Genomic DNA, 24,781 nt, shown 5'->3' on the forward strand with positions numbered 1-24,781 from the left:
ACTCCTTACTGGTTGGTAAGGAGTATTTTAGTGAGGGGTGCGACAAAAGGTGTCGTTAGAATTTTTTAATATCCAGTTGTTTTATTTTATCTAGATTATCTGTAATGATATCTAATAAAGGTTTACATAAATCAAAAATTTGTTCAGCTAATTCTCCATTAGGAATTTTTTTTAGAATTTCTGAATCCCAATTTATCAACTGACCATCTAGCCATTGCCACATAGCCCAAGACCTTGTATATTTAAAGTGAGTTCTTAGTTTGGCTTTATCAAAAATATTCCATATTAGATCATATAGCTCCTCATTTTTATCTTTATGACAATACACTCCATAATATCCATCTCTCAAATCAGCTGTATCAAATTCAATGCCAACTCCCCAAGATGTATCGCCTTGATCTATAAAAATACCAAAATATTTAGCATCAATATCACCATTGGAGTTACATTTCCACCCATAATCTTTTAGTTTATTGTAATTAGATTCAAATCTGGTTTGTAATTGTTCTACCAACACAGTCATTAATTTTTCATAAAGTTGTTCACGTGAAGCAATAACATTTAATGCCGAATATAAAACATCATTATTTTTCATTAAATAATTAACCAATTCATTATTAGTTTCAGTATTTCCCATAAGTTCCTCACTCAAAAATTTTTTTAAATCCTGACTAAATTGTTTAACAGCTGGTGCTATGATTAATGTGTTATCTAGCCAATCAACCAAATCTTTCGCTGACAGTAAGATAGCTTTTTTAGCACCAATTAGCTCTTCCCATTTATCTTTTTCAATGGAGTTTTCGGAAGGAGGTTCCTTAAAAACAGGTAAATAAATAAGACAGTATTCAACTTCTCTATATCTCTCCAAATCATCTCGATAATCTTTTAACTGTTCTTCTTGGTCAGTGGCAAATCTCAACTTATTTTCAATTGAAACGATCCAACGACGTTTATTATTTAAAAATCCCTCAATAAAAATATCATGACGACGATTTTTACTTGTAGCTTTTTCAACACACACCTGAATATTGTCGTATGCTAGGAAGTTATGTTTTTCAATATACTTCAGAAAACTATTTAAAAACAAATCCCCTTGCCCATGAGCTTCTTTAGGATCTAGCAAAAAGGCAAGAATTTTTGATAACCCCATTTCATCCGTTCGCATAAACTGAAACGGATTAAAACGATTCGAATCGTATAGTTCAGTCTTTTCACGTTGTAATCTAAAATTTTCGATCACCTGACCAATAGAAATTAAAGAATCTACAACCTGAGTAATATTATTTGCCATAGAGGCTCCTTCATTTAAGTTAAAACGCGCAGATTATAACCGACAAATCATCCGAAAACGATTGCTTCTCAATCATCTTGCGGCAAACCGTGAGGCGAGCTTTATCATCGGCATATTTCAGCCAAATTTTTTCGCGCATTTCATCTGAAAGCCCATCAGTCAAACCGTCAGAACAAAGTAATAGGCTTTCACCCTGTTTAATTTCAATTTCCTGATAAAAGATTTTATCTTGAAATTCGGAATAATCCGCGACTAAACAAGAAGAAACGCCGCCATAAATTGTGGCGAAATCCTCTTCTTTTTGGTGAGGAGATAGTTCTAACAATTCGGACAAAATAGAATGATCTTTTGTAATTTGTCGCCATTTTCCTGCTTCATCAATAAGATAAGCTCTGCTGTCGCCCACACTGACTATTTTGGCTTTTTGATTGAGTTGATCAATTTCTGCCGCGACGAATGTGGTTGCCGAACCAAAATAGGGGTCTGCCAACTGTTCCGATAATTTATCTTGTAAATAGGGAATGGTGTTTCGACTTAATGTCTGAATCTTTTGCAACGCCGACATGACACACTTACTGGCTTTTTCCGCGTGATTGCTATTGGAAATACCATCGGCAATGCCAATGATAAAGTGCGGTCGTTTTTCTATGTGTTTTCCACGTTCTCCAATAACTCTGCCACTACCTTCGGCACTCCCTCTCCTGCCCTTTCTTTTATTGCAATCACTTGCTTGCGTACAAAGCCTGTATTGGGATTCGGATCAATTAAGTAAATCGGCGTATTGCGTGGAGCTTCATTAACCAAACCATTCGCTGGATACACCTGCAAAGAGGTGCCAATCACTAATACTACATCCGCTTGTTCGACAATCTCAATGGCTCGTTCTAGCATCGGCACCATTTCACCAAAAAAGACGATATAAGGGCGCATTGGATGTCCGTTTGGATCTTTATCTTCTAATTTCTGATCACCAAAACAATCCACGATATAACTTTCATCAAAACTACTACGCGCTTTGTTTAATTCGCCGTGTAAATGCAACACATTTGAGCTTCCTGCTCGCTCATGTAAATCATCCACATTTTGCGTGATGACTCTCACATCATAGGCTTTTTCCAATTCAACTAAGGCAAGATGCGCAGCGTTTGGCTTAGCTGCGGCGGCATTTTTACGGCGTTGATTATAGAAATCGAGTACTTTCGCGCGGTTCTTTTGCAAGGCTTCAGGCGTACAAACTTCTTCCACTTTATGCCCAGCCCACAATCCATCTTCTGCTCTAAAAGTAGGAATACCACTTTCAGCACTAATCCCCGCACCGGTTAATACGACGCAAATTGGTTTATTTTTCGCTGCCATGCTTTTTCTTTCCTCTCACTTTTAGAATCTCATCAATCGCTCTATCTCTTCCCATCATGCCCGAAAATATTTCTGCTTGATCAGGTGATTGATAAGGATTCATCTTAATGTACTCTCTGTTGATGGCTTCATCATAAAACATAAAGCGACAATGTGTGTCGTTAGGAAATGTCCTCTAGATATACACGATCAATTTCTTGATAATTTTCGCCAAAATGCGCAATCCACCAGTTCAACATTTCACTCTCAATGACCGTGGCGGAAATTTCATATTCACAGCCACAATCTTTCACCGTTTGATCAACCGATAACGGCGTTTCTGTCAAAAATCCACCAATCGCTTTATCCACTCTAAACGTTAAGCGAATTTTTCTGCCATAACTAAAACCGAATTTTTGGCTTTCAACATAAGCTTTCAAATTAAAATCCGGACGCTCAAATTGCATGGTACTCATAGTAACCTCAAGCAAACGATGCAAAGCAAGATGCAAAATATCACCATGTTCATATTGCGCGACGAGATAGCTACTCGGGCCTTGTTGCACCAAAGCAAGAGGTTTCACTAAAGCCTTATGTTCTTTACCGTGAATACTTCGGTAATGCACCTGTAGAAATCGGTTTTGATAAAGTGCAGTACTGATTTGAGCAAAAATTTCGGGATCAATTTTGGCGGGCAATAACGGTTGACTGGTTGGCGCAATCGCCACTTTGTTCAGCCATTCGGAACCGGATTTTTTATTGGCATCATAGACCAAGTTATATTCTGCCTGCTTAAAAAAGGATTCCATCGAATTCAGGATATTCGCAGGCAAAATGCCTTTTAAATATTGCTTCGCCAGCATCAATACCAAGGATTGTTGCTCATTTAAAATCGGCAAATCGAGTCCTTTAGCATTTTCTTTCCTGCGATAACTGTAAGGCTTGCTGAGGGTATTACATTCAATATCAAACTGCTCAGCCAGGCTTTTTAATTGACGTTGAATGCTACGAATATCGCGAGAAAATCCCATATCTTCCAGCTTCTGTTGGATTTCATGGCTGCTGATGTAACTACGTTTGGGAATTAAACGTAAAATTTCTAATTGTAAATATAAGGAATTGGATTCTTTTGCCATATTATTTCTCAGCGTTGTTATGTAAAAATCCCCAACATATTGTCGGGGATGAGAATTAAATTGCGTTATCCCAATACAACGATACGTTGCTCAGGACAGTTATTGTCGGATGGAAAAAACAACATTCGATGACGTAAAAGCTAACACGTTCAAAAAATAGATTGTTTTCCCACCGCACTTTTTACATCACCACCACATCAAACTGCTCTTGGGTGTAAAACGGTTCGGTTTTTACTTGGATTTGTTTGCCAATAAAGACTTCCAACTCGGCTAACAAACCGTGGGATTCTTCGTTAATTAAGTACTCGGCAACCGCGTGAGAGGCGTAAACCACAAATTGTTCGCTGGCGAATAAATGGTGCACGCGGATAATTTCGCGCATGATTTCGTAGCATACGGTTTCCACGGTTTTTACTCGTCCGCGACCTTGGCAGGTTGGGCATTCGCAACACAATACATGTTCCAAACTTTCCCGAGTACGTTTGCGTGTCATTTCCACCAAACCTAATTGTGTAAAGCCATTCACGTTTGTTTTCACCGGATCACGCGATAAGGCATCTTGCAAGGATTCCAACACACGATTACGGTGTTCTTCACTTTGCATATCGATAAAATCAATGATAATCATGCCGCCGAGATTGCGCAGTTGAAGTTGTTGCGCGATGGTTTTAGTGGCTTCGATATTAGTGTTAAAAATGGTTTCTTCTAAATTACGATGCCCCACGAATGCACCGGTGTTGATGTCGATGGTGGTCATGGCTTCTGTTTGCTCAATGATTAAATAACCACCGGATTTGAGATTCACTCGTCTATCTAAAGCATGATGAATCCCCTTTTCCACACTGTACACATCAAAGAGCGGTTGATTTCCCGTGTATAAAATCAGTTTGTCGGTGAGGTCGGGGATGAACTCTTCGGTGAATTGCTTCACTTCATTGAAACAAAGTCGGGAGTCAATGTGAATTCGATCCAATTTACCGCCGATAAAATCCCGCAGAATACGCTGTGTCAGCGCCAATTCGCCGTAAAGCATAGAACGAGTTGGGTATTTCGCACGGCGTTCTAGCACTTTTCGCCACAAGCGTTTTAAGAAATCGGCATCTTGTTGTAAATCCAGTTCAGTCGCGCCTTCGGCCGCAGTACGGATAATAAAACCACCTAATTCATCACATAAAGGCAAGGTGAGTTCTTTCAAGCGATTACGTTCTTCCTCGCTTTCAATGCGTTGTGACACGCCCACATGGCTATTTTCAGGCATGAATACTAAATAACGGGAAGGCAAGGTAATATCTGTGGTGAGTCGTGCGCCTTTCGTGCCAAGCGGATCTTTTACCACTTGCACCACAATATCCTGCCCTTCGTGTACCAATTGGGAAATGTCTTTCACCACAAATTGCTTTTGTTCACTTTCTTCCACACATTCGGTGTGCGACACAATGTCTGAAGCGTGTAAAAAGGCGGCTTTTTCCAGCCCGATATCCACAAATGCCGATTGCATTCCCGGTAATACACGGGTGACGCGGCCTTTATAAATATTTCCGACAATACCGCGTTTGCCTTGGCGTTCAATATGCACTTCTTTGAGCAAACCGGTTTCCACTAAGGCAATGCGCGTTTCGCTTGGTGTCACATTGACCAATAATTCAACAGAATCCATAAAATATCTTATCCAAAATGTCGTTGTTATTGATTTTGCCGATTAGTCTAACGAAAAGGAAAATAGAATAACAGGGGCAAATAAGGTAAAATGCTCCCCTTTTTTTGAATATAAGAACTATTTTTTAGGGTTGATAGGATGTTTGGTTTAGATCCGACAATTGTTACATTTACTATTTATATTTTCGGCATGATTGGCATTGGGGTTGCCGCCTATTATTACACCAAAGATTTATCCGATTACATTTTGGGTGGACGTCGCTTAGGCAGTTTCGTCACAGCGATGTCTGCCGGTGCCTCGGACATGTCCGGTTGGTTATTGATGGGATTGCCGGGCGCCGTGTATTTATCCGGTTTGGTCGAAGGCTGGATTGCCATCGGTCTAACCTTGGGCGCTTATTTAAACTGGCTCTTCGTTGCCGGACGTTTACGGGTTTACACTGAATTCAATCATAATGCCTTAACCCTGCCCGAATATTTTCATCATCGTTTTGGTACGCGTCACAATGCGTTAAAAATCGTTTCCGCCTCCATTATTTTGGTGTTTTTCACCATTTATTGCGCTTCGGGCGTGGTTGCCGGTGCAAAATTATTCCAAAATCTCTTTTCAATCGACTATTCCACCGCACTTTGGTACGGCGCGCTTGCGACAATCGCCTACACCTTTATCGGTGGTTTCCTTGCGGTGAGTTGGACGGATACCATTCAAGCCACGCTAATGATTTTCGCCTTATTGCTCACACCTGTTTTTGTGGTGATTTCTATCGGCGGCGTTGATTATCTACAAAATATCGTACAACAAGCGGAAATAAGCGCACAAAAAGAATTTACCGACTTATTCCGTGGTACCACCATTATGGGCTTGTTAAGCCTTGCGGCTTGGGGCTTAGGTTATTTCGGGCAACCGCATATTCTCGCTCGTTTCATGGCGGCAGACTCTGTGCGTTCTCTCAATAAAGCCCGCAAAATCAGCATGACCTGGATGGTGCTTTGCTTAGCAGGTGCCGTTGCCATCGGTTTCTTTGGTATGGCCTATTTCTATGCAAATGCAAACACCGCTTCCGCCGCTTTGGTAAACTATGAACCGGAACAAGTTTTTATTGAGCTATCCCGCATACTATTTAATCCGTGGATTGCCGGTATTTTACTTTCCGCCATTCTTGCTGCGGTGATGAGTACCTTAAGTTGCCAGTTGTTAATTTCTTCCAGTGCGATTACCGAAGACTTTTACAAAGGCTTTATCCGACTGAAAGCGTCTGAAAAAGAATTAGTTTGGTTAGGTCGCATCATGGTATTGGTGATTGCCGCCGTTGCCATTTGGATTGCGCAAGACCAAAACAGTAAGGTCTTGAAACTTGTGGAATTTGCTTGGGCTGGGTTTGGCAGTGCCTTTGGTCCGGTAGTTTTACTTTCCTTATTTTGGAAACGCATGACCTCTTCCGGTGCCATGGCGGGTATGCTTACCGGTGCAATAACGGTATTTGCTTGGAAAGAGTGTTTACCGCAAGAAAGCGAATGGGCGCAAGTGTATGAAATGATTCCGGGCTTTGTGTTCGCCGCTATCGCCATTATTATTGTGTCACTGCTGTCCGCAAAACCGGATGCCGCGATTACCGACACCTTTGAGAAAGCCCAAAAAGCGTATCATGATGCGCTGTAACCTTAATTCACCGAGATAACGATATGATCGATTTTCGCCCTTTTTATCAACAAATTGCTACGACCCATCTTTCCCCTTGGTTGGAAACCTTGCCATTACAAATGAAACAATGGCAACAGCAAACCCACGGGGAATATGCCAAATGGGCAAAAGTCGTGGAATTTCTACCGCACTTGGCGGCTTCTCGTATTGATCTTAAAAGTGCGGTCAAATCTGAGTGCGATTCTGCGCTTTCTGATGGTGAACGCCAGCGTATTACTCACCATTTAAAACAACTCATGCCATGGCGCAAAGGGCCTTATCATTTACTTGGCATTCATGTGGATTGCGAGTGGCGCTCTGATTTCAAATGGGATCGCGTGCTACCGCATTTAGCGCCATTGCAAGACCGCACGATTTTAGATGTGGGTTGCGGCAGTGGGTATCATATGTGGCGCATGGTGGGCGAAGGCGCAAAAATGGTGGTGGGCATCGACCCGACAGAATTGTTCTTATGCCAATTTGAAGCGGTTCGCAAACTCTTAAATGACGATCGCAGAGCTAATCTGATTCCTCTCGGCATCGAGCAAATGCAACCCCTTGCCGCGTTTGATACGGTGTTTTCTATGGGCGTGTTATATCACCGAAAATCGCCGCTCGATCACCTTTCCCAACTGCGTGCGCAACTGGTTAATGGCGGTGAATTGGTGCTCGAAACCTTAGTGGTGGACGGTGACGAAAATACGGTGTTGGTGCCGATGGATCGCTACGCCAAAATGAAAAATGTGTATTTCATTCCATCTGTCGCTGCTTTGATTCATTGGTTACAAAAAACCGGCTTTAAAAATGTGCGTTGCGTGGATGTCGCCGTTACCTCATTAGAAGAACAGCGTAAAACCGATTGGTTAGAAAATGAATCCTTAATTGATTTTCTCGATCCGGCGGATCACAGCAAAACCATCGAAGGCTATCCTGCACCGAAAAGAGCGGTTATTTTAGCCAACAAATAGTCATAAATCTCATTGAGATCAAAGGTTAAAAAGAGTAAAGTAAGCAACCGTTGTTTTATAAACTAGCTTAAAAAAGGCGGAAAATTATGGGTAAAAGTGTTGTTGTTCTCGGCGCGCAATGGGGCGATGAAGGAAAAGGAAAAATCGTTGATTTGCTCACCGACCGCGTCAAATATGTGGTTCGTTATCAGGGCGGTCATAATGCCGGTCACACCTTAATCATCAATGGTGAAAAAACCGTTTTACGTTTAATTCCATCAGGTATCTTACGCGATAACGTCACCTGTTTAATCGGTAATGGCGTTGTACTTTCCCCAACTGCCCTCATGCAAGAAATGGGCGAATTAGAAAACCGTGGCGTGAACGTACGTGACCGTTTATTGATCTCCGAAGCTTGCCCATTAATTCTGCCTTACCACGTTGCGATGGACCACGCCCGTGAAGCGGCACTTGGCAAAAAAGCCATCGGTACCACCGGTCGTGGTATCGGCCCGGCTTATGAAGACAAAGTCGCTCGTCGTGGTTTACGCGTAGGTGACTTATTTAATCGTGAAGCCTTTGCCGAAAAACTCAAAAACATCCTTGATTACTACAACTTCCAATTGGTGAACTACTACAAAGTCGAACCGGTTGATTATCAAAAAACCTTAGATGATGTGTTCGCCGTTGCCGATATTATCACCGGCATGGTTGCTGACATTACCTCTATCTTGGATACTGCCCGCAAAAATGGCGACAACATTTTATTCGAAGGCGCACAAGGCACCATGTTGGACATTGACCACGGTACCTATCCGTATGTGACCAGCTCCAACACCACTGCCGGTGGCGTTGCTACCGGTTCCGGTTTTGGTCCACGTAATTTGGATTATGTGTTGGGTATCATCAAAGCCTATTGCACCCGCGTGGGTGGCGGCCCGTTCACGACAGAATTATTCGATGAAGTTGGCGCAGAAATTGCCCGTAAAGGGAACGAATTTGGTGCGGTCACCGGGCGTCCTCGTCGTTGTGGTTGGTTTGACGCGGTAGCCATTCGTCGCGCGATTCAATTAAACTCTATTTCCGGTTTCTGCATGACGAAATTAGACGTGTTAGACGGTTTCGATGAAGTGAAAATCTGCGTGGGCTACAAAATGCCAAACGGCAACATTGTAGAATACGCACCGCTTGCGGCGAAAGACTGGGAAGGTGTTGAGCCGATTTATGAAACCATGCCGGGTTGGAAAGAAAACACCTTCGGCGTCACCGATGTGAATCAATTACCACAAACTTGCCGTAATTACATCAAACGCATCGAAGAAGTCACCGGCGTACCGGTTTCTATCCTATCAACCGGACCGGATCGCGTACAAACCATGATTTTACAAGATCCGTTTGCTGCGTAAAAATGCATAGAAAAATGACCGCACTTTTGAGCCATCAAAGTGCGGTTCTTTTTTGGAGAGTTTTTTTTATGAATGAACAGGAAAAAAACGTCGTCGAATACCTAACCGAACACCCTGATTTTTTCACTACCCACCCTGAATTGCTCGCCAAACTGTCCGTGGTTCATCCGCAAAAAGGCACGCTATCTTTAGTAGAAGCACAGCTAGAACAGCAACGCCAACAAATCAAAACTCTCACAGCGTTCTTAGAAAAATTTCATCAGCTTGCCTATCAAGAGGCAGATATTTTCTATGCGCTTATGCCCTTACAAAAGAAATTGTTTCAAGCGGAAAATTTCCAACACGGTGATGAAAAACTGAAACAATGGGCGCAATCCTACGAGCTAGACGGTGCAAAAATATTGCTGTTTCGAGATGCGTGGCCAAAAAATGAAACCATTCCCGAACAATATTGGATTGATCGCAAGGCGTTTGAACTGATTCGTTTAGAACGTCTCGGCTTGCGCCAATTTTACTTGGGCGATTTAAGCAACAAAGAAAAACATCTGATGTTTCTGCCGGAAGAATTTCCCATTGGCTCCGTGGCAATTTGCTTGCTCGGCGCAAAAACAAGTCATAAACCGACCGCACTTTTATTATTTACCTCTAGAGATACCGCCCGTTTCCATAATGGGCAAGACACTACATTCTTAAAACACATCGTGGATATTGTGGAATTGCATTTAACACGTTGGCTGTGAATCCATTTAGACTAGAAAGTGCGGTGCATTTTGCCTTGTTTTTGCAAATCCTTGATCCGGCTCACGAACTGAGAAAAAGTCGGTTCTTTTATGTTGGCAACTTCTCTACAATGGGGCCGTTTTTAGCGATTAAAAACACACAATTCAATTTAACTTCAGATATCACAAAGGTCTCATTATGAAAATTTTAACTTGGCCTGTGGTTGCAGGTGCTGCACTTGGTATCGTTGCTCCACTTCTAACCTACAATGGCAATCCCGGCAATATGGGTTTCTGTGCGGCGTGTTTCTTACGCGATACCGCTGGTGCATTAGGACTCCATCGCGCCGCTCCGCTACAATATATTCGTCCCGAACTTATCGGCTTAGTTTTAGGTGCGCTTGCCAGTGCCTATTTTTCCAAGGAATTCCGACCTCGTGGCGGCTCCGCACCATTGGCTCGTATCATCCTTGGGTTCTTTGCCATGATCGGCGCACTGATTTTCTTAGGCTGTCCGTGGCGTGCTTATTTGCGTCTAGGCGGTGGCGATCTCACTGCCATTACAGGAATCGTTGGATTATTCGCCGGCATATTGGGTGGCATTTTCTTTGCAAATCGCGGTTTTTCCCTAGGAAAATCAAGTGAACAAAGCAAATCGTCTGGGCTCATTGGCGTGCTGTTTACTTTGGCATTGCTCATCTTGCTTTTAACTCAATTTAAATTTGGCGAAAATCTGGCGATTTACTTCTCCGAGAAAGGCCCGGGTGCACAACACCCAGCCGTTTGGATGTCGCTTGCCGGCGGTGCATTGCTTGGTGTGTTAATGCAAAAATCCCGCTTCTGTACGATTGGCGCATTCCGTAACTTCGTATTATTCCGCGATACACAGCTATTAAATGGAGTCATTGCTCTTGTTGTCTTCGCTGCAATCACTAACAGCTTGCTCGGACAATTCCATGTGGGATTTGAACAACAACCTATCGCACATAACCAATACATTTGGAACTTCTTTGCCATGGCGTTATGCGGATTGTGTTTCGCCCTTGGTGGCGGTTGCCCAGGTAAACAATTGGTGAATATCGGGGAAGGAAACAATGACGCAGCATTGTTTGTATTAGGCATGCTATTAGGTGCAGCTGCGGCACATAACTTCGGTTTAGCGGCTTCGCCTGCCGGTGTTACCGCTTATACGCCGCATGTTTTAGTACTTGGCTTTGCCGCCTGTGTTTACATTGGCGTAACCAATAAATCAAAAGCCTAAATCCTCCATAGCGAGATAAAAAAACGCCCGTAATAAACGGGCGTTTTGTGTTTCTGAAATTCGACAACCTTTAAAACTCAATACAAAAGTGCGGTCGATTTTCGTCTTATTTTAAATCTTCGGCTAAGCAAGGCTGAATTTTATTCAACATTTCTTTTAACACGCGTGGTGCTGCGGCAACAATATGACCGGCTTTTAAGTAGCTATGACCGGCATTGTAGTCAGTCACGATACCGCCAGCTTCACGAACGATTAAATCGCCTGCCGCCACATCCCAAGCTTTGATACCGTATTCAAAATAACCGTCTAAACGACCAGATGCCACATAGCAAAGATCCAACGCAGCAGAACCGGTGCGGCGGAAATCAGCCGCCTCTTCAATTAAGCTTTGCATCATATTGAATTGCATTGGCATGTATTTCGCTTGTTTGAATGGGAAACCGGTAGCAAGTACTGCGCCGGATAAATCACGTTTGTTTTCAACGCGTAAACGCTGTTCGTTTAATTTTGCGCCTTCACCACGTACAGCAGTAAATAATTCATTGCGAATAGGATCGTAAACCACGCCCACTTCGGTGCGGCCTTTAACACGAATAGCAATAGAAACGGAGAAATGAGGCAAACCTTTTACAAAGTTTGTGGTGCCATCCAGTGGATCAATCACCCATTGAACATCGTTATCACTGCCTTCTAATGCACCGCTTTCTTCGGTGATGATGGTGTGGTCAGGGTAAGATTTTTTAATGACTTCGATAATCGCTTCTTCTGACGCTTTATCCACATTGGTTACATAGTCATTTTTGCTTTTTTCCATGGTGACGATGTCGTCACGACGTTCGTAGTTTTTAGCAATAATATTGCCTGCTTTTCGTGCTGCACGAATCGCGATATTTAACATAGGATTCATAGATTCCACCGGATTTTAAAGAACAATTTAGGTGTGAAATTATAAGAGATTTAAAAGAAAATAGCTATCAGAAAAATTTTTAGAATTGTTGACTAAAAACAAGGGGTATTTGTGATAGAATACACCCCGCTATTGAATAAGATAAAAATGAGCATGTTGAAAAATATTCGAATTGTTTTAATTGAAACCTCGCACAGTGGCAACATCGGTTCTACCGCACGAGCAATGAAAACAATGGGATTAACAGATTTAGTGTTAGTGGCGCCGAAACAAGGTGTGGATGATCAAGCGATTGCCCTTGCTGCCGGTGCAGAAGATGTGGCGAAAAGTGCGGTTATTGTAGAAAACTTTTCCCAAGCCGTTGCCGATTGCTCGTTAGTGATTGGTACCAGTGCAAGATTACGTCATTTGCAAAACTCACTCATTGAGCCACGCGAATGTGGGGAAAAAGCCATTAATCATGCGATGAGTGGAAAAGTGGCGATTGTATTTGGACGTGAGCGTGTCGGCTTAACCAATGAAGAATTGCTCAAATGCCACTATCATGTGACGATTCCTACAAATCCCGATTATGCCTCGTTAAATTTAGCCATGGCGGTACAATTAATCAGTTACGAAATACGTATGGCTTACTTGGCAACACAGCGTGAAGAAAATCAGACAATGACACAAACGCAGCCTGATATGTATCCCAAAATGCAAGAATTAGAGTATTTTTTTACGCGTACCGAGCAGCTTTATCAATCCCTTGGCTTTATTCAAAATCAAGGTGTCATGCAAAAACTCCGACGCTTATATGGTCGTGCTGAAGTCGAAAAAACAGAACTTCACATTTTACTCGGCATGTTAAGTGCGGTTGAAAAAAAACTTAAATCGTAAAAGAATAATAGTTGACTGTAAAAGTCAACAATGTAAGATTTCTTCGCTTAATTGATTATTTTTTTATTTAGGAACATAAAAGATGAAATTAACCTCGAAAGGTCGTTATGCAGTCACCGCAATCTTAGATATTGCTATTCATGCCGATAATGGTCCCGTAAGTTTGTCCGATATTTCCGAGCGACAACACATTTCCCTTTCTTATTTGGAACAACTGTTTGCAAAACTGCGCCGCAATAATTTAGTCAAAAGTGTGCGCGGACCGGGCGGCGGCTATAAATTAGGTCATATGCCGGAAGACATTTCCATCGGTATGATCATTGCTGCAGTAAATGAAAATATTGATACGACAAAATGTTTAGGGAAAGGCAATTGCCTAAACGGACAGGAATGCTTAACGCATACCTTATGGGACAAGCTGAGCCAACGTATTGCAGATTTCTTAAATGAAATCACATTGGCTGAGTTGGTTTCTCAACACAAACAAAACAAGCCATCCCAGCACAAACATCAAGATTTAGAAAATCTTCTCGTGATAAAAACGAATAACGCACAACATAGCTAAAAGTGCGGTTTAAAATAAAACTATTTAGGAGTGAATGATGAAATTACCTATTTATTTAGATTATGCGGCAACTTGCCCGGTGGACGAACGCGTCGCGAAAAAAATGATGGAATACTTGACCATCGATGGCGTTTTCGGCAACCCGGCATCGCGTTCCCATAAATTCGGTTGGCAAGCCGAAGAAGCGGTTGATATTGCGCGTAATCAAATTGCCGATCTTATCGGTGCCGATTCCCGTGAAATTGTTTTCACTTCCGGCGCAACAGAATCGGACAACCTTGCTATCAAAGGTGCTGCGCATTTTTATCAAACCAAAGGCAAGCACATTATCACTTGTAAAACCGAGCACAAAGCGGTGTTGGATACGTGCCGTCAGTTAGAACGCGAAGGTTTTGAAGTTACTTATTTAGAACCGGAATCCGATGGTTTAGTGGATTTAGAAAAATTCAAAGCGGCACTTCGCCCTGACACTATCGTCGTCTCTATTATGCACGTGAACAATGAAATCGGTGTGATTCAAGACATTCAAGCGATTGGCGAATTATGCCGTGCAAACAAAACCATTTTCCATGTGGACGCCACCCAAAGTGTCGGTAAAGTGGAAATCAATCTTGCTGAATTACCGGTCGATTTAATGTCTATGTCCAGCCACAAATTATACGGACCAAAAGGCATCGGTGCATTGTACGTTCGCCGCAAGCCACGTATTCGTTTAGAAGCGATTATTCACGGTGGCGGCCATGAGCGCGGTATGCGTTCCGGTACATTACCTGTCCACCAAATCGTTGGTATGGGTGAAGCCTATCGTATTGCGAAAGAAGAAATGGCAACAGAAATTCCACGCATTAAAGCCCTTCGTGATCGTTTATACAACGGTTTAAAAGACATCGAAGAAACCTATGTTAACGGCTCCATGGAACACCGTGTTGCCAACAACCTCAACATCAGTTTTAACTACGTGGAAGGCGAATCCTTAATGATGGCATTACGCGACATCGCGGTTTCTTCCGGTTCTGCTTGTACTTCCGCGAGCCTTGAGCCATCTTATGTTCTACGTGCACTCGGCCGTAACGATGAATTGGCACACAGCTCCATCCGCTTCAGCCTAGGTCGTTTCACCACGGAAGAAGAAATCGACTACACCATCAATTTGATGAAAGGTGCGGTGGAAAAATTACGCGCATTGTCTCCGCTTTGGGATATGTTCAAAGAAGGTATCGATTTAAACACCATTGAGTGGGCTGCCCACTAATTTTGACGGGCGGTGCAAATCGCCCAATCAGTACATTATTTTAGGAAAGGAACAAAAAATGGCATACAGCGAAAAAGTTATCGATCATTACGAAAATCCACGTAACGTGGGTTCTATGGACAAAAAAGACAGCTCAGTCGGCACCGGCATGGTGGGCGCACCGGCGTGCGGTGACGTGATGCAATTACAAATCCGTGTGAACGATGAAGGCATTATTGAAGATGCAAAATTCAAAACCTACGGTTGTGGCTCTGCTATTGCCTCCAGCTCTTTAATCACCGAATGGGTGAAAGGTAAATCCTTGGAAGAAGCGGGCGCGATTAAAAACAGCCAAATTGCTGAAGAACTTGAATTACCGCCGGTAAAAGTACACTGCTCTATTTTGGCAGAAGATGCCATTAAAGCGGCGATTGCCGATTACAAAGCGAAAAAAGGTTCTTAATGTCATAAAAGTGCGGTCGTTTTTCTAAGCGTTTTTAAACGCAGAGAAAACGGACCGCACTTTGCCTTTTCCTCGCTGAGTAAAGGTGATAATTATTAATATATTCATCATATTATTTTTGATATCCCGAGTGTTACTTCTTTCTACTTTATAACACTGCGAAATACCTAAGTAGCTATTTGATTTTGGAGAAATAAAACATGTCAATCACACTCACCGAAAGCGCAGCTGATCGCGTCAAAACATTTTTAGAAAAACGCGGAAAAGGAATCGGTTTACGTTTAGGCATTAAAACCTCCGGTTGCTCCGGCTTGTCTTACATGCTGGAATTCGTGGATACATTAAACGAAGACGATCACGTGTTTGAACAACATGGCGTGAAAGTGATCGTGGACACAAAAAGCCTGGTGTATTTAGACGGCACCCAATTAGACTTTGTCAAAGAAGGCCTAAATGAAGGCTTCAAATTCACCAACCCGAACGTCAAAGACGAATGCGGTTGCGGTGAAAGTTTTAACGTATAATTGAGACGATGATGAACAATCCCTTTGCATTATTTGATTTGCCCGTAGCCTTTCAGGTAGACAGCGCGTTATTAAATGAGCGTTATTTAGCGCTGCAAAAGTCTCTTCACCCGGATAATTTTTCAGCAGCCTCTGCGCAAGAACAACGCCTTGCTATGCAAAAATCAGCGGAAATTAATGATGCTCTTCGTATTTTAAAAGATCCGATTGCACGCGCCGACAGCATCATTGCCCTCAATACCGGCGAACAAGAAAACCCAGAAGAAAAAAGCAACAAAGACATTGGTTTTCTGATGCAGCAAATGGAATGGCGTGAAACCTTAGAAAATATCGAAAACCGTAAAGACACGGATGAATTAACCGCATTTACCAAAGAAATTGACCAAATCCGTCATGCCATTTTAAGCGAATTATCCACCGCACTTGGTGAGCAACAATGGGATATCGCACGGGCAATAACAGATAAATTACGTTTTATTAAAAAACTTCAAGCAGAAATTGAGCGAGTTGAAGAAACTCTTTTAGATTTTTAATGTAAAGCATATCGAGAGACAACATGGCGTTACTTCAAATTGCAGAGCCGGGACAAAGTGCCGCACCCCATCAACAAAAACTTGCCGTGGGCATCGATCTCGGCACCACCAACTCCCTAATTGCTACCGTACGCAACGGCCACAGCGACATTTTATTAGACGAACAAAATCATCCGTTATTACCTTCTGTTGTGCATTTTGGCAAAGATGAAAACGTGATTGTCGGTTACGAAGCCGCCGAACTTGCCACGCAAGATCCGCAAAATACGGTGGTTTCCGTCAAACGTTTAATCGGTCGCAGTCTTGCAGATATTCAACAACGTTATCCGAATTTGCCTTATCAATTTGTCGCCAGTGAAAACGGTTTGCCTTTATTAGCAACACGCCAAGGTGTGCGTAGCCCGATTGAAATCTCCGCAGAAATACTGAAAAAATTGACCGCACTTGGTGAACAACGCTTGGGCGGCGATCTTGTAGGCGCAGTGATCACCGTGCCTGCCTATTTTGATGATGCTCAACGCCAAAGCACTAAAGACGCAGCGAAATTAGCCGGCCTTAATGTGCTACGTTTATTAAACGAACCAACTGCGGCAGCCATTGCGTACGGTTTGGATAGCGGACAAGAAGGCGTGATTGCCGTGTATGATTTAGGCGGCGGCACCTTTGATATTTCTATTTTGCGCCTCTCCCGTGGTGTGTTTGAAGTGTTGGCGACCGGTGGCGACACGGCGCTAGGCGGTGATGATTTCGATTTGGTCTTAGCCGATTGGATTATCGAACAATCTGCGGTAAAACCGGAAAATGACAGCCAATATCGTGAACTTATTGAATTAGCCAATCACGTTAAAGTGGAATTAACTAACGTAACGGAAGCTAAAATTCAGTATCGCAATTGGCTTGGCAACATCAGCCGAGAACAATTTAACGAACTGATTCAACCGTTAGTTAAACGTTCTTTACTTGCTTGTCGCCGCGCCTTAAAAGATGCCGGCGTAGAAGCGGAAGACGTGAATGAAGTGGTGATGGTGGGCGGTTCTACCCGCGTGCCTTATGTGCGCGAACAAGTGGGTGAATTTTTCCAAAAACAACCACTGACCTCTATCGATCCCGATAAAGTGGTCGCTCTTGGCGCGGCCATTCAAGCCGATATTCTCGCCGGCAACAAACCGGATTCCGAGCTATTGTTATTGGACGTCATTCCGCTTTCACTGGGCATTGAGACCATGGGTGGTTTGGTGGAAAAAATCATTCCGCGCAACACCACCATTCCTGTGGCGCGAGCGCAAGAATTCACTACCTTCAAAGACGGACAAACCGCGATGTCGGTGCATATTGTACAAGGTGAACGGGAACTAGTTAACGATTGTCGTTCTCTCGCCCGCTTCACCCTGCGCGGCATTCCACCGATGGCGGCGGGTGCGGCACATATTCGCGTCACCTACCAAGTAGATGCCGATGGATTGCTCAGCGTCACCGCCATGGAAAAAACCACCGGTGTGCAATCCTCAATTCAGGTGAAGCCATCTTACGGTTTAACAGACGATGAAATCGCCAACATGCTGAAAGCCTCCATGGAAAATGCCAAAGAGGATATTCAAGCACGTTTATTGGCGGAACAACGCGTAGAAGCGGAACGTGTACTGGAAAGTGTGCGCTCAGCTCTCGCACAAGATTATGATTTATTAGATGACGACGAATTAAGTGCGGTCAAAAACGCGATTATTTCGTTGGAACAATTAAAACAGCAGGATGATTCCCTTGCCATCAAACAAGGTATCAAAGCGCTGGATTTAGCAACGCAGGAATTTGCGGCTCGTCGTATGGATAAATCCATTCGCAGCGCATTAGCAGGTCACTCCGTTGATGATATTGTAGGAAAGTAAGGATGTTAAAATGCCAAAAGTGATTTTTTTACCCAATGAAGAATTTTGCCCGGAAGGCATGGTGGTTGATGCCGCTGCCGGCGACAATTTGCTTGAAGTGGCCCACAACGCCGGCGTAGAAATTCACCATGCTTGCGATGGCTCTTGCGCTTGCACCACATGCCATGTGGTGGTGCGTGAAGGAGGCGATTCTTTAAATGAACCAAGCGATCAAGAAGAAGATATGTTAGATAAAGCGTGGGGCTTAGAAATGGACAGCCGCTTATCTTGTCAATGTATTGTCGGTGATGAAGACTTGGTCGTTGAAATCCCGAAATACAACATTAACCACGCAAATGAGGCGGCGCACTCATGAAATGGACGGACGCCCAACTCATTGCCGAAGCGTTGTATGACAACAATCCGGAGCTAGATCCAAAAACTGTGCGTTTTACCGATTTGCACCGCTGGATTTGTGAGTTAGAGGGTTTCGACGATGATCCGCAAAAATCAAACGAAGGGATTTTAGAAGCTATTTTGCTGAAGTGGTTGGAAGAGTACGAGTAGAAATTCTCTCAGAAAAACAACCGCACTTTAATCGTAGGGACAGGCTTTATGCCTGTCCTGTTCGTATCATCAGATTGTCGGACAGACATAAAGTCTGTCCCTATAAATGTGGAATGATGCTTACTGCACCTGCATTCCCGCTTTCACCCCCGCATCCGCAGACAACAGGAACAAATCAGCGCCGCCAGTGCCCGCACTTAAAATCATGCCTTCGGACACACCGAATTTCATTTTGCGTGGCGCAAGATTTGCCACCATAATCACAAAGCGACCTTCCAGCTCTTCCGGCTTATCGTAAGCCGCCTTGATACCGGAAAAAACTTGGCGTTTGTGATCGCCCAAATCCAGTTCAAAGCGCAATAATTTATTGGATTCCGGCATGGCTTCGCATTTCAACACTTTCGCCACACGCATATCTAACTTAGCGAAATCATCAATCGTGATCGTCTCCGCAATCGGCTCAATAACTCCCGCAGATTCATTGGCATTTTGAAGCGCACTTTTCGCAGCAGGTGCGGCATTCACTTGCGCATTTTCCGCTTTAGACGCCTCAATCATTGCTTCAATTTGTTTACCATCCAAGCGAGAGAACAAGGCTTTAAACGGTGCAATTTGATGATTTAATAAAGGCTGCGCTAAATTTTCCCACGTTAATTCCGCCAGCAAGAAGGCCTCTGCACGTTCTGCCAGTTTTGGTAACACCGGTTTCAAATAGCCCATCAGCACGCGGAATAATTGAATCCCCATAGAACACACCGCTTGCAACTCTGCGTCTTTGCCCTCTTCTTTCGCAATCACCCAAGGGGCTTTATCGTCGATATATTTATTGGCTTTATCGGTTAATGCCATGATTTCACGAATGGCTTTGCCAAATTCGCGATTTTCGTAATACGTAGCGATTTGCTCAGATTGTGCGATAAATTCATTAAATAAAGCCTGATCATCTAATGCTGCCGCCAACTTGCCATCAAAACGTTTTTGGATAAAACCGGCGTTACGGGAAGCCAAATTCACCAATTTATTCACCAAATCCGTGTTCACGCGCTGAACGAAATCTTCTAAATTCAAATCCAAATCGTCAATGCGATTACTTAATTTCGCCGCGTAGTAATAACGCAAACATTCCGGATCCAAGTGTTTCAAATAGGTTGCCGCTTGAATGAATGTACCGCGGGATTTTGACATCTTCTCGCCGTTCACCGTCACATAGCCGTGCACAAAAATATTGCTCGGTTTGCGGAAACCGGCACCTTCTAACATGGCAGGCCAGAACAGGCTGTGGAAATACATGATGTCTTTGCCAATGAAGTGATAAAGCTCGGCATCGCTGTCTTTGCGCCAAAAACTGTCGAAATCAATATGGCTTTCGCGTTTGCACAGATTTTTGAAAGAGGCCATGTAACCGATAGGCGCATCCAACCAAACGTAGAAATATTTGCCTTCCGTATTCGGAATTTGGAAACCGAAATACGGCGCATCGCGGGAAATATCCCATTGTTGAAGACCCGCTTCAAACCATTCCTGCATTTTATTCACCACTTCCGGCTGCAAAGATCCGGAACCCAACCAGTTTTTCAACATGGCTTCAAAACTTGGCAAATCAAAGAAGAAGTGCTCGGAATCTTTCATGACCGGCGTTGCGCCTGACACCACAGAACGCGGGTTAATGAGTTCTGTCGGGCTATAGGTTGCTGCACACACTTCGCAGTTGTCGCCATATTGATCCAGCGATTTACATTTTGGGCAAGTGCCTTTCACAAAACGATCCGGTAAGAACATGCCTTTTTCAGGATCGTATAGTTGGGAAATGGTACGGCTTTTAATAAAACCGTTTTCTTTTAAACGGTTGTAAATGAATTCTGAAAACTCGCGATTTTCTTCGCTGTGTGTGGAATGGTAGTTATCAAAACTGATGTTAAAACCGGCAAAATCCGCCATGTGTTTTTGGCGTACATCGTCAATAAGCTGTTCCGGCGTAATGCCCATTTGATCCGCTTTTAGCATAATCGGCGTACCGTGAGCATCATCAGCACACACAAAGTGAATGTCATTGCCGCGCATCCGTTGAAAACGCACCCAAATATCCGCTTGAATATGCTCCAACATGTGGCCTAAATGAATCGGGCCGTTGGCATACGGCAAGGCACAAGTAACTAAAATTTTACGCTTGGAATTCGACATATTATTGACCTTTAAAAGACTTGAAAAACAGAAAAAAATTGGGGGTTATGTTACCTTATTGAGGGTATTTTTTCTAGTTTAATCATGATTTAGGCATTTTTAACTTAACAGATAAAGGCGCTCATGATTAAATAGAGCCCGACGAATTTACTACATTAAAAAGGAAGCATTATGGCGACATTATTTTCCGAGAATTTAACGGAACAACAAAAGGAACAGATTGTTCAGCTATTCAAAAACTTTCAACATCCTACTCTGCAAAAAGATCTCATTTCTCTTAATACATTGAAAAAAGTCGAAAAAGGCGGAAACACTTTACGCGTGGAATTATCCATGCCTTTTGCCTGGAACACCGCGTTTGCCGAATTAAAAGATGCGTTAACTGCACCATTAAAAGACGCAGCAGAAGTGGAAAATATCAAATGGCAGCTTAACTACCAAATCGCGACCCTTAAACGTGCCAACAATCATCCTGCGGTGAAAGGCGTTAAAAATATTATTGCGGTGAGTTCTGGTAAAGGCGGGGTGGGTAAATCTACCGTTTCTGTTAACCTTGCCATCGCGTTACACCAACAAGGCGCCCGCGTAGGGATTTTAGATGCGGATATTTACGGCCCCTCCATTCCACACATGCTCGGTGCACCGCATCAACGCCCGACATCACCGGATAATCAACACATCACGCCAATTGAAGCGCACGGCTTGTATGCTAACTCCATCGGTTTCTTAATGGACGAAGACAACGCCACCATTTGGCGTGGTCCAATGGCAAGCAGCGCATTAAGCCAACTATTACAAGAAACCCTATGGCCTGACTTAGATTATCTTGTGATCGACATGCCTCCGGGCACCGGTGATATCCAACTTACCCTGTCCCAACAAATTCCGGTGACAGGCGCCGTGGTTGTTACAACACCACAAGACATCGCCCTATTGGATGCTGTGAAAGGGATTTCCATGTTTGAGCGTGTTTCCGTGCCGGTGTTAGGTATTGTGGAAAATATGTCCATGCACATTTGCAGCAACTGTGGTCACCAAGAAGCGATTTTTGGTACCGGTGGTGCAGAGCGCATTGCAGACAAATACAACATCAAAGTATTAGGTCAACAACCGTTACACATTCGCCTTCGTCAAGATTTGGATCGCGGCGAACCGACTGTGGTTGCGGCACCGGACAGCGAAATTGCACAAGGTTTCTTAAAATTAGCGGAAAAAGTTGCGACCGAACTTTACTGGCAAGGTTCTGTGATTCCGAGCGAAATTATGTTCCGCGAAGTGAAGTAACGGCGTTACTTAAATTATCCCGTATAAAATAGAAGTGCGGTGGATTTCCAAGATGTTTTAAAACATCCGAAAAATCCACCGCACTTTTTGCTTATCGTAATAAAAAAGCCACGTTGTTTTGACAAAATGGCTTTTTGTTTAAATCGCAATCTTAATAATCGCAAATCTCATCATCAACGAAGAAATAAGCAATCTCTCGTGCCGCGCTTTCCGGGCTATCGGAACCATGCACGGAGTTTTCCCGTTGACTTAATGCAAAATCACGACGAATCGTGCCTTCTGCCGCCGTTTCAGGATTCGTCGTACCGATTAAAGTGCGGTAATCTTGCACCGCGTTTTCTTTTTCTAACACACTCACGAATACCGGTGCAGAAATCATGTATTCCACCAAAGGTGCAAAAAAGGGTTTGCCTTGGTGTTCCGCATAAAAACCTTCCGCTTGTTCTTGGGTGAAGTGCACCATCTTAGCGGCAATCACTTTGAAGCCTTGTTGCTCAAAGCGTGCCAAAATCGCGCCGATTAAATGACGCTTTACGGCATCCGGTTTAATAATAGATAACGTTCGTTGTAAGCTCATTTCACATCCTCTTACTGTTGTTTTGCTTTAGCTAATAATAAATTGGCAAGGGTTTGCACACCGATACCGGTCGCACCGGTCGCCCATAAGTCGCTTGGGGTTTTGCGATACGTGGCGGAACAATCAATGTGTAACCAATGTTGTTGATAATTTTTCACGAAATAAGATAAAAACGCGGTTGCCGTGCTGGCACCTGCGCCCACGGGAACCGTGCCGGTATTGGCAATGTCAGCGAACGCTGTTTTAATTTGTCCGCGATGTAATTCCGCAAACGGCAAACGCCAAAATGGCTCTTGTTCTTGCTCGGCAGAACGGAATAAATCGGCGACCAACTGATCATCCATGGATAGCACGCTATGATAATCATTGCCCACCGCGACTTTTGCCGCACCGGTTAAGGTCGCACAATCCACGATAAATTGAGGTTGTTGTGCGTCCGCATCAATTAAGCCATCCGCCAACACCAATCGCCCTTCGGCATCCGTATTAAGAATTTCTACGCTGACACCGTTACGATATTGGATAATGTCACCCAATTTAAAGGCGCGACTACTCACCAAGTTTTCTGCACAGCAAAGGAATAATTTCACCCGTTGATTTAAACCACGCAAAATCGCCAAGCCTAACGCTCCCGTCAATAATGCTGCGCCACCCATATCAGTGCGCATAGTACTCATGCCATCGCTCGGTTTAATACTGTAACCGCCACTGTCAAAGGTAATGCCTTTGCCCACCAAACAGGCCAACACCGGTGCGTCCGAATTACCTGTCGGGTTGAAATCCAACTGCAACATCGCCGGCAGATTTTGCGAGCCTTTCCCCACCTGCCATAAACCGTGGTAACCACGTTCTAGCAATGCTTCTCGAGAAACGATGGAAAAACTGACCGCACTTTGTTTAGCGGCTTGCTCTGCCGTCTGCCCGATAAACTTCGCGGCGCGTTGGGCAAGCTCTTCCGGCGTTAAAATGGCTGCCGGCAGATTAATGATTTCACGCACGAAATTGCCACATTGAATACGGTGATTCAGTTCTTGTTGTTGCTCCGCAGATAATGTCGGAAACTGCAATTTAAACTGTTTCTTCGCATTGTAAAAACCTTGATAAAACGCCCAGCAATTTTCCAACTGCCACCCTTCTCCGCTTAACGAAACATCAGAAATTCCCTGATTTTGTAACTTCCGCGCCGCTTTTTGTATGGAAGTGCGGTCGGAAAAATCAGTTAAATGAAGGGTCGCTTTATCTTCATTAAAACTGACGAGTGCCTTTTCACCCCAAACTGCCGAGGCCGGTTGGTTTGAAAGCAAAACCTGCATAGACATAATTTCTCCTTTAAATATTGAGAATAACGGCTTGTAATATATCAGTTTTATTGGGCTTTCTCATCATGAATCCAATAAAAAAGCGCTTCCTACGGGCATCTGCGTTAAAAAACTTTCTTGCCACCGACAAAAACGGTATAATCCGCACCGACTTTTTGTATGAGATTCCGCCCAAAGTAGCCGGCGGAAAAACCGATTAATTATTTTAGAGGATCAAATGGCAAAAGAAGATTCCATTGAAATGCAAGGCACTATCTTAGAAACCTTGCCAAACACCATGTTTCGCGTTGAGTTGGAAAACGGCCACGTGGTAACTGCACACATTTCCGGCAAAATGCGTAAAAACTACATTCGTATTTTAACCGGCGACAAAGTAACCGTAGAAATGACACCATACGATTTAAGCAAAGGCCGCATCGTATTCCGTAGCCGTTAATTTCGCTTTATTGCATAAACA

24 protein-coding genes and 1 pseudogene are annotated in these 24,781 nt (G+C 43.6%); 16 read left to right on the forward strand and 9 right to left on the reverse strand.

Translation table 11 applies throughout. The features are described from left to right. Positions 1-55: 55 nt before the first annotated feature. The 5 genes and pseudogenes from AC30SH_RS06235 to rng form a co-directional block, all read right to left on the reverse strand. A complete protein-coding gene (locus tag AC30SH_RS06235) occupies positions 56-1,291 on the reverse strand; it encodes a PD-(D/E)XK nuclease family protein (protein WP_315027509.1) in 1,236 nt (411 codons plus the stop codon). Positions 1,292-1,310: 19 nt separating this feature from the next. Further along, positions 1,311-1,946: pseudogene (locus tag AC30SH_RS06240) on the reverse strand (PP2C family protein-serine/threonine phosphatase); the annotation flags it as partial. Next, positions 1,937-2,647 carry an SIR2 family NAD-dependent protein deacylase gene (locus tag AC30SH_RS06245; RefSeq protein ID WP_315027510.1) on the reverse strand — a complete coding sequence of 237 codons (711 nt, stop codon included), beginning with the start codon at positions 2,645-2,647 and terminating at the stop codon, positions 1,937-1,939. The gene AC30SH_RS06245 and the pseudogene AC30SH_RS06240, both read right to left, overlap by 10 nt. A 161-nt stretch (positions 2,648-2,808) precedes the next feature. After that, positions 2,809-3,762, reverse strand: coding sequence for a helix-turn-helix transcriptional regulator (locus AC30SH_RS06250; protein ID WP_315027512.1), 954 nt, complete (start codon positions 3,760-3,762; stop codon positions 2,809-2,811). A 181-nt stretch (positions 3,763-3,943) separates the two neighbouring features. Further along, on the reverse strand, positions 3,944-5,419 hold the full coding sequence (rng, locus tag AC30SH_RS06255; RefSeq protein WP_314885466.1) for a ribonuclease G: 1,476 nt from the start codon (positions 5,417-5,419) through the stop codon (positions 3,944-3,946). A 138-nt stretch (positions 5,420-5,557) separates the two neighbouring features. Between rng and putP the strand changes: the two genes are divergently transcribed. The 5 genes from putP to yedE all read left to right on the forward strand — a co-directional run bounded on the left by putP (position 5,558) and on the right by yedE (position 11,432). After that, positions 5,558-7,078, forward strand: a complete 1,521-nt coding sequence (gene putP / locus AC30SH_RS06260; protein ID WP_489582270.1) for a sodium/proline symporter PutP — start codon at positions 5,558-5,560, stop codon at positions 7,076-7,078. A 23-nt stretch (positions 7,079-7,101) separates the two neighbouring features. Continuing rightward, positions 7,102-8,067: a tRNA 5-methoxyuridine(34)/uridine 5-oxyacetic acid(34) synthase CmoB gene (cmoB, locus tag AC30SH_RS06265; RefSeq protein ID WP_314885468.1), complete on the forward strand. Its 966-nt coding sequence runs from the start codon at positions 7,102-7,104 to the stop codon at positions 8,065-8,067. 86 nt (positions 8,068-8,153) lie between these two features. Continuing rightward, positions 8,154-9,452, forward strand: a complete 1,299-nt coding sequence (purA, locus tag AC30SH_RS06270) for an adenylosuccinate synthase (protein ID WP_048748746.1) — start codon at positions 8,154-8,156, stop codon at positions 9,450-9,452. A gap of 68 nt (positions 9,453-9,520) precedes the next feature. After that, complete coding sequence (locus AC30SH_RS06275; RefSeq protein ID WP_212510513.1) at positions 9,521-10,192, forward strand: DUF484 domain-containing protein; 672 nt, start codon at positions 9,521-9,523, stop codon at positions 10,190-10,192. Positions 10,193-10,370: 178 nt separating this feature from the next. Then, positions 10,371-11,432, forward strand: coding sequence for a YedE family putative selenium transporter (gene yedE, locus AC30SH_RS06280; RefSeq protein ID WP_212510512.1), 1,062 nt, complete (start codon positions 10,371-10,373; stop codon positions 11,430-11,432). Positions 11,433-11,538: 106 nt separating this feature from the next. Here yedE and suhB read toward each other — a convergent pair whose 3' ends face one another. Next, entirely contained in the window at positions 11,539-12,339 is an 801-nt protein-coding gene (gene suhB / locus AC30SH_RS06285) for an inositol-1-monophosphatase (RefSeq protein ID WP_212510511.1), read from the reverse strand. Positions 12,340-12,492: 153 nt separating this feature from the next. Here suhB and trmJ point away from each other — a divergent pair, with 153 nt between their 5' ends. The 9 genes from trmJ (at position 12,493) to iscX (ending at position 18,963) form a co-directional block, all read left to right on the forward strand. Continuing rightward, positions 12,493-13,218, forward strand: coding sequence for a tRNA (cytosine(32)/uridine(32)-2'-O)-methyltransferase TrmJ (gene trmJ, locus AC30SH_RS06290; protein WP_212510735.1), 726 nt, complete (start codon positions 12,493-12,495; stop codon positions 13,216-13,218). 82 nt (positions 13,219-13,300) lie between these two features. Continuing rightward, entirely contained in the window at positions 13,301-13,783 is a 483-nt protein-coding gene (gene iscR, locus AC30SH_RS06295; protein ID WP_212510510.1) for a Fe-S cluster assembly transcriptional regulator IscR, read from the forward strand. Between the two features lie 37 nt (positions 13,784-13,820). Then, positions 13,821-15,035 (forward strand): IscS subfamily cysteine desulfurase, encoded by a 1,215-nt coding sequence (locus tag AC30SH_RS06300; protein WP_048748756.1) that lies wholly within the window; start codon positions 13,821-13,823, stop codon positions 15,033-15,035. 58 nt (positions 15,036-15,093) lie between these two features. Then, positions 15,094-15,477 carry a Fe-S cluster assembly scaffold IscU gene (iscU, locus tag AC30SH_RS06305; protein WP_048748757.1) on the forward strand — a complete coding sequence of 128 codons (384 nt, stop codon included), beginning with the start codon at positions 15,094-15,096 and terminating at the stop codon, positions 15,475-15,477. 200 nt (positions 15,478-15,677) lie between these two features. Beyond that, positions 15,678-16,001, forward strand: coding sequence for an iron-sulfur cluster assembly protein IscA (gene iscA / locus AC30SH_RS06310; RefSeq protein ID WP_212510509.1), 324 nt, complete (start codon positions 15,678-15,680; stop codon positions 15,999-16,001). Positions 16,002-16,012: 11 nt separating this feature from the next. Beyond that, complete coding sequence (gene hscB / locus AC30SH_RS06315; protein ID WP_212510734.1) at positions 16,013-16,534, forward strand: Fe-S protein assembly co-chaperone HscB; 522 nt, start codon at positions 16,013-16,015, stop codon at positions 16,532-16,534. Positions 16,535-16,557: 23 nt separating this feature from the next. Continuing rightward, positions 16,558-18,417: a Fe-S protein assembly chaperone HscA gene (gene hscA, locus AC30SH_RS06320; protein ID WP_212510508.1), complete on the forward strand. Its 1,860-nt coding sequence runs from the start codon at positions 16,558-16,560 to the stop codon at positions 18,415-18,417. A gap of 10 nt (positions 18,418-18,427) precedes the next feature. Then, entirely contained in the window at positions 18,428-18,772 is a 345-nt protein-coding gene (gene fdx / locus AC30SH_RS06325) for an ISC system 2Fe-2S type ferredoxin (protein ID WP_212510507.1), read from the forward strand. Next, a complete protein-coding gene (gene iscX, locus AC30SH_RS06330) occupies positions 18,769-18,963 on the forward strand; it encodes a Fe-S cluster assembly protein IscX (RefSeq protein WP_109127639.1) in 195 nt (64 codons plus the stop codon). Before fdx ends, iscX begins: the two co-directional genes overlap by 4 nt. Before the next feature lie 120 nt (positions 18,964-19,083). Here the strand turns inward: iscX and metG are convergent, their stop codons facing one another. Further along, on the reverse strand, positions 19,084-21,144 hold the full coding sequence (metG, locus tag AC30SH_RS06335) for a methionine--tRNA ligase (RefSeq protein WP_489582271.1): 2,061 nt from the start codon (positions 21,142-21,144) through the stop codon (positions 19,084-19,086). A gap of 171 nt (positions 21,145-21,315) precedes the next feature. Between metG and apbC the strand changes: the two genes are divergently transcribed. After that, a complete protein-coding gene (gene apbC, locus AC30SH_RS06340; RefSeq protein WP_212510505.1) occupies positions 21,316-22,428 on the forward strand; it encodes an iron-sulfur cluster carrier protein ApbC in 1,113 nt (370 codons plus the stop codon). A gap of 151 nt (positions 22,429-22,579) precedes the next feature. Here apbC and ndk read toward each other — a convergent pair whose 3' ends face one another. Both ndk and pepB read right to left on the reverse strand, forming a co-directional pair. Beyond that, complete coding sequence (ndk, locus tag AC30SH_RS06345) at positions 22,580-23,005, reverse strand: nucleoside-diphosphate kinase (protein ID WP_006717440.1); 426 nt, start codon at positions 23,003-23,005, stop codon at positions 22,580-22,582. A gap of 11 nt (positions 23,006-23,016) precedes the next feature. Further along, entirely contained in the window at positions 23,017-24,318 is a 1,302-nt protein-coding gene (gene pepB, locus AC30SH_RS06350) for an aminopeptidase PepB (protein ID WP_489582403.1), read from the reverse strand. A 223-nt stretch (positions 24,319-24,541) separates the two neighbouring features. Between pepB and infA the strand changes: the two genes are divergently transcribed. Continuing rightward, complete coding sequence (gene infA, locus AC30SH_RS06355) at positions 24,542-24,760, forward strand: translation initiation factor IF-1 (protein ID WP_013746899.1); 219 nt, start codon at positions 24,542-24,544, stop codon at positions 24,758-24,760. Positions 24,761-24,781: the final 21 nt, after the last annotated feature.

It is taken from the genome of Aggregatibacter sp. HK296 (assembly GCF_980469475.1).

Excerpts from the sequence above, each read along its gene's own strand:
- suhB (WP_212510511.1), bottom strand. The coding sequence starts at position 12,339 with ATGAATCCTATGTTAAATATCGCGATTCGTGCAGCACGAAAAGCAGGC.
- pepB (WP_489582403.1), bottom strand. The coding sequence starts at position 24,318 with ATGCAGGTTTTGCTTTCAAACCAACCGGCCTCGGCAGTTTGGGGTGAA.
- putP (WP_489582270.1), top strand. The coding sequence starts at position 5,558 with ATGTTTGGTTTAGATCCGACAATTGTTACATTTACTATTTATATTTTC.
- AC30SH_RS06245 (WP_315027510.1), bottom strand. The coding sequence starts at position 2,647 with ATGGCAGCGAAAAATAAACCAATTTGCGTCGTATTAACCGGTGCGGGG.
- iscU (WP_048748757.1), top strand. The coding sequence starts at position 15,094 with ATGGCATACAGCGAAAAAGTTATCGATCATTACGAAAATCCACGTAAC.
- AC30SH_RS06250 (WP_315027512.1), bottom strand. The coding sequence starts at position 3,762 with ATGGCAAAAGAATCCAATTCCTTATATTTACAATTAGAAATTTTACGT.
- AC30SH_RS06235 (WP_315027509.1), bottom strand. The coding sequence starts at position 1,291 with ATGGCAAATAATATTACTCAGGTTGTAGATTCTTTAATTTCTATTGGT.
- iscX (WP_109127639.1), top strand. The coding sequence starts at position 18,769 with ATGAAATGGACGGACGCCCAACTCATTGCCGAAGCGTTGTATGACAAC.
- trmJ (WP_212510735.1), top strand. The coding sequence starts at position 12,493 with ATGTTGAAAAATATTCGAATTGTTTTAATTGAAACCTCGCACAGTGGC.
- yedE (WP_212510512.1), top strand. The coding sequence starts at position 10,371 with ATGAAAATTTTAACTTGGCCTGTGGTTGCAGGTGCTGCACTTGGTATC.
- fdx (WP_212510507.1), top strand. The coding sequence starts at position 18,428 with ATGCCAAAAGTGATTTTTTTACCCAATGAAGAATTTTGCCCGGAAGGC.
- ndk (WP_006717440.1), bottom strand. The coding sequence starts at position 23,005 with ATGAGCTTACAACGAACGTTATCTATTATTAAACCGGATGCCGTAAAG.
- hscB (WP_212510734.1), top strand. The coding sequence starts at position 16,013 with ATGAACAATCCCTTTGCATTATTTGATTTGCCCGTAGCCTTTCAGGTA.
- infA (WP_013746899.1), top strand. The coding sequence starts at position 24,542 with ATGGCAAAAGAAGATTCCATTGAAATGCAAGGCACTATCTTAGAAACC.
- metG (WP_489582271.1), bottom strand. The coding sequence starts at position 21,144 with ATGTCGAATTCCAAGCGTAAAATTTTAGTTACTTGTGCCTTGCCGTAT.
- iscA (WP_212510509.1), top strand. The coding sequence starts at position 15,678 with ATGTCAATCACACTCACCGAAAGCGCAGCTGATCGCGTCAAAACATTT.
- purA (WP_048748746.1), top strand. The coding sequence starts at position 8,154 with ATGGGTAAAAGTGTTGTTGTTCTCGGCGCGCAATGGGGCGATGAAGGA.
- AC30SH_RS06275 (WP_212510513.1), top strand. The coding sequence starts at position 9,521 with ATGAATGAACAGGAAAAAAACGTCGTCGAATACCTAACCGAACACCCT.
- rng (WP_314885466.1), bottom strand. The coding sequence starts at position 5,419 with ATGGATTCTGTTGAATTATTGGTCAATGTGACACCAAGCGAAACGCGC.
- iscR (WP_212510510.1), top strand. The coding sequence starts at position 13,301 with ATGAAATTAACCTCGAAAGGTCGTTATGCAGTCACCGCAATCTTAGAT.
- hscA (WP_212510508.1), top strand. The coding sequence starts at position 16,558 with ATGGCGTTACTTCAAATTGCAGAGCCGGGACAAAGTGCCGCACCCCAT.
- cmoB (WP_314885468.1), top strand. The coding sequence starts at position 7,102 with ATGATCGATTTTCGCCCTTTTTATCAACAAATTGCTACGACCCATCTT.
- apbC (WP_212510505.1), top strand. The coding sequence starts at position 21,316 with ATGGCGACATTATTTTCCGAGAATTTAACGGAACAACAAAAGGAACAG.
- AC30SH_RS06300 (WP_048748756.1), top strand. The coding sequence starts at position 13,821 with ATGAAATTACCTATTTATTTAGATTATGCGGCAACTTGCCCGGTGGAC.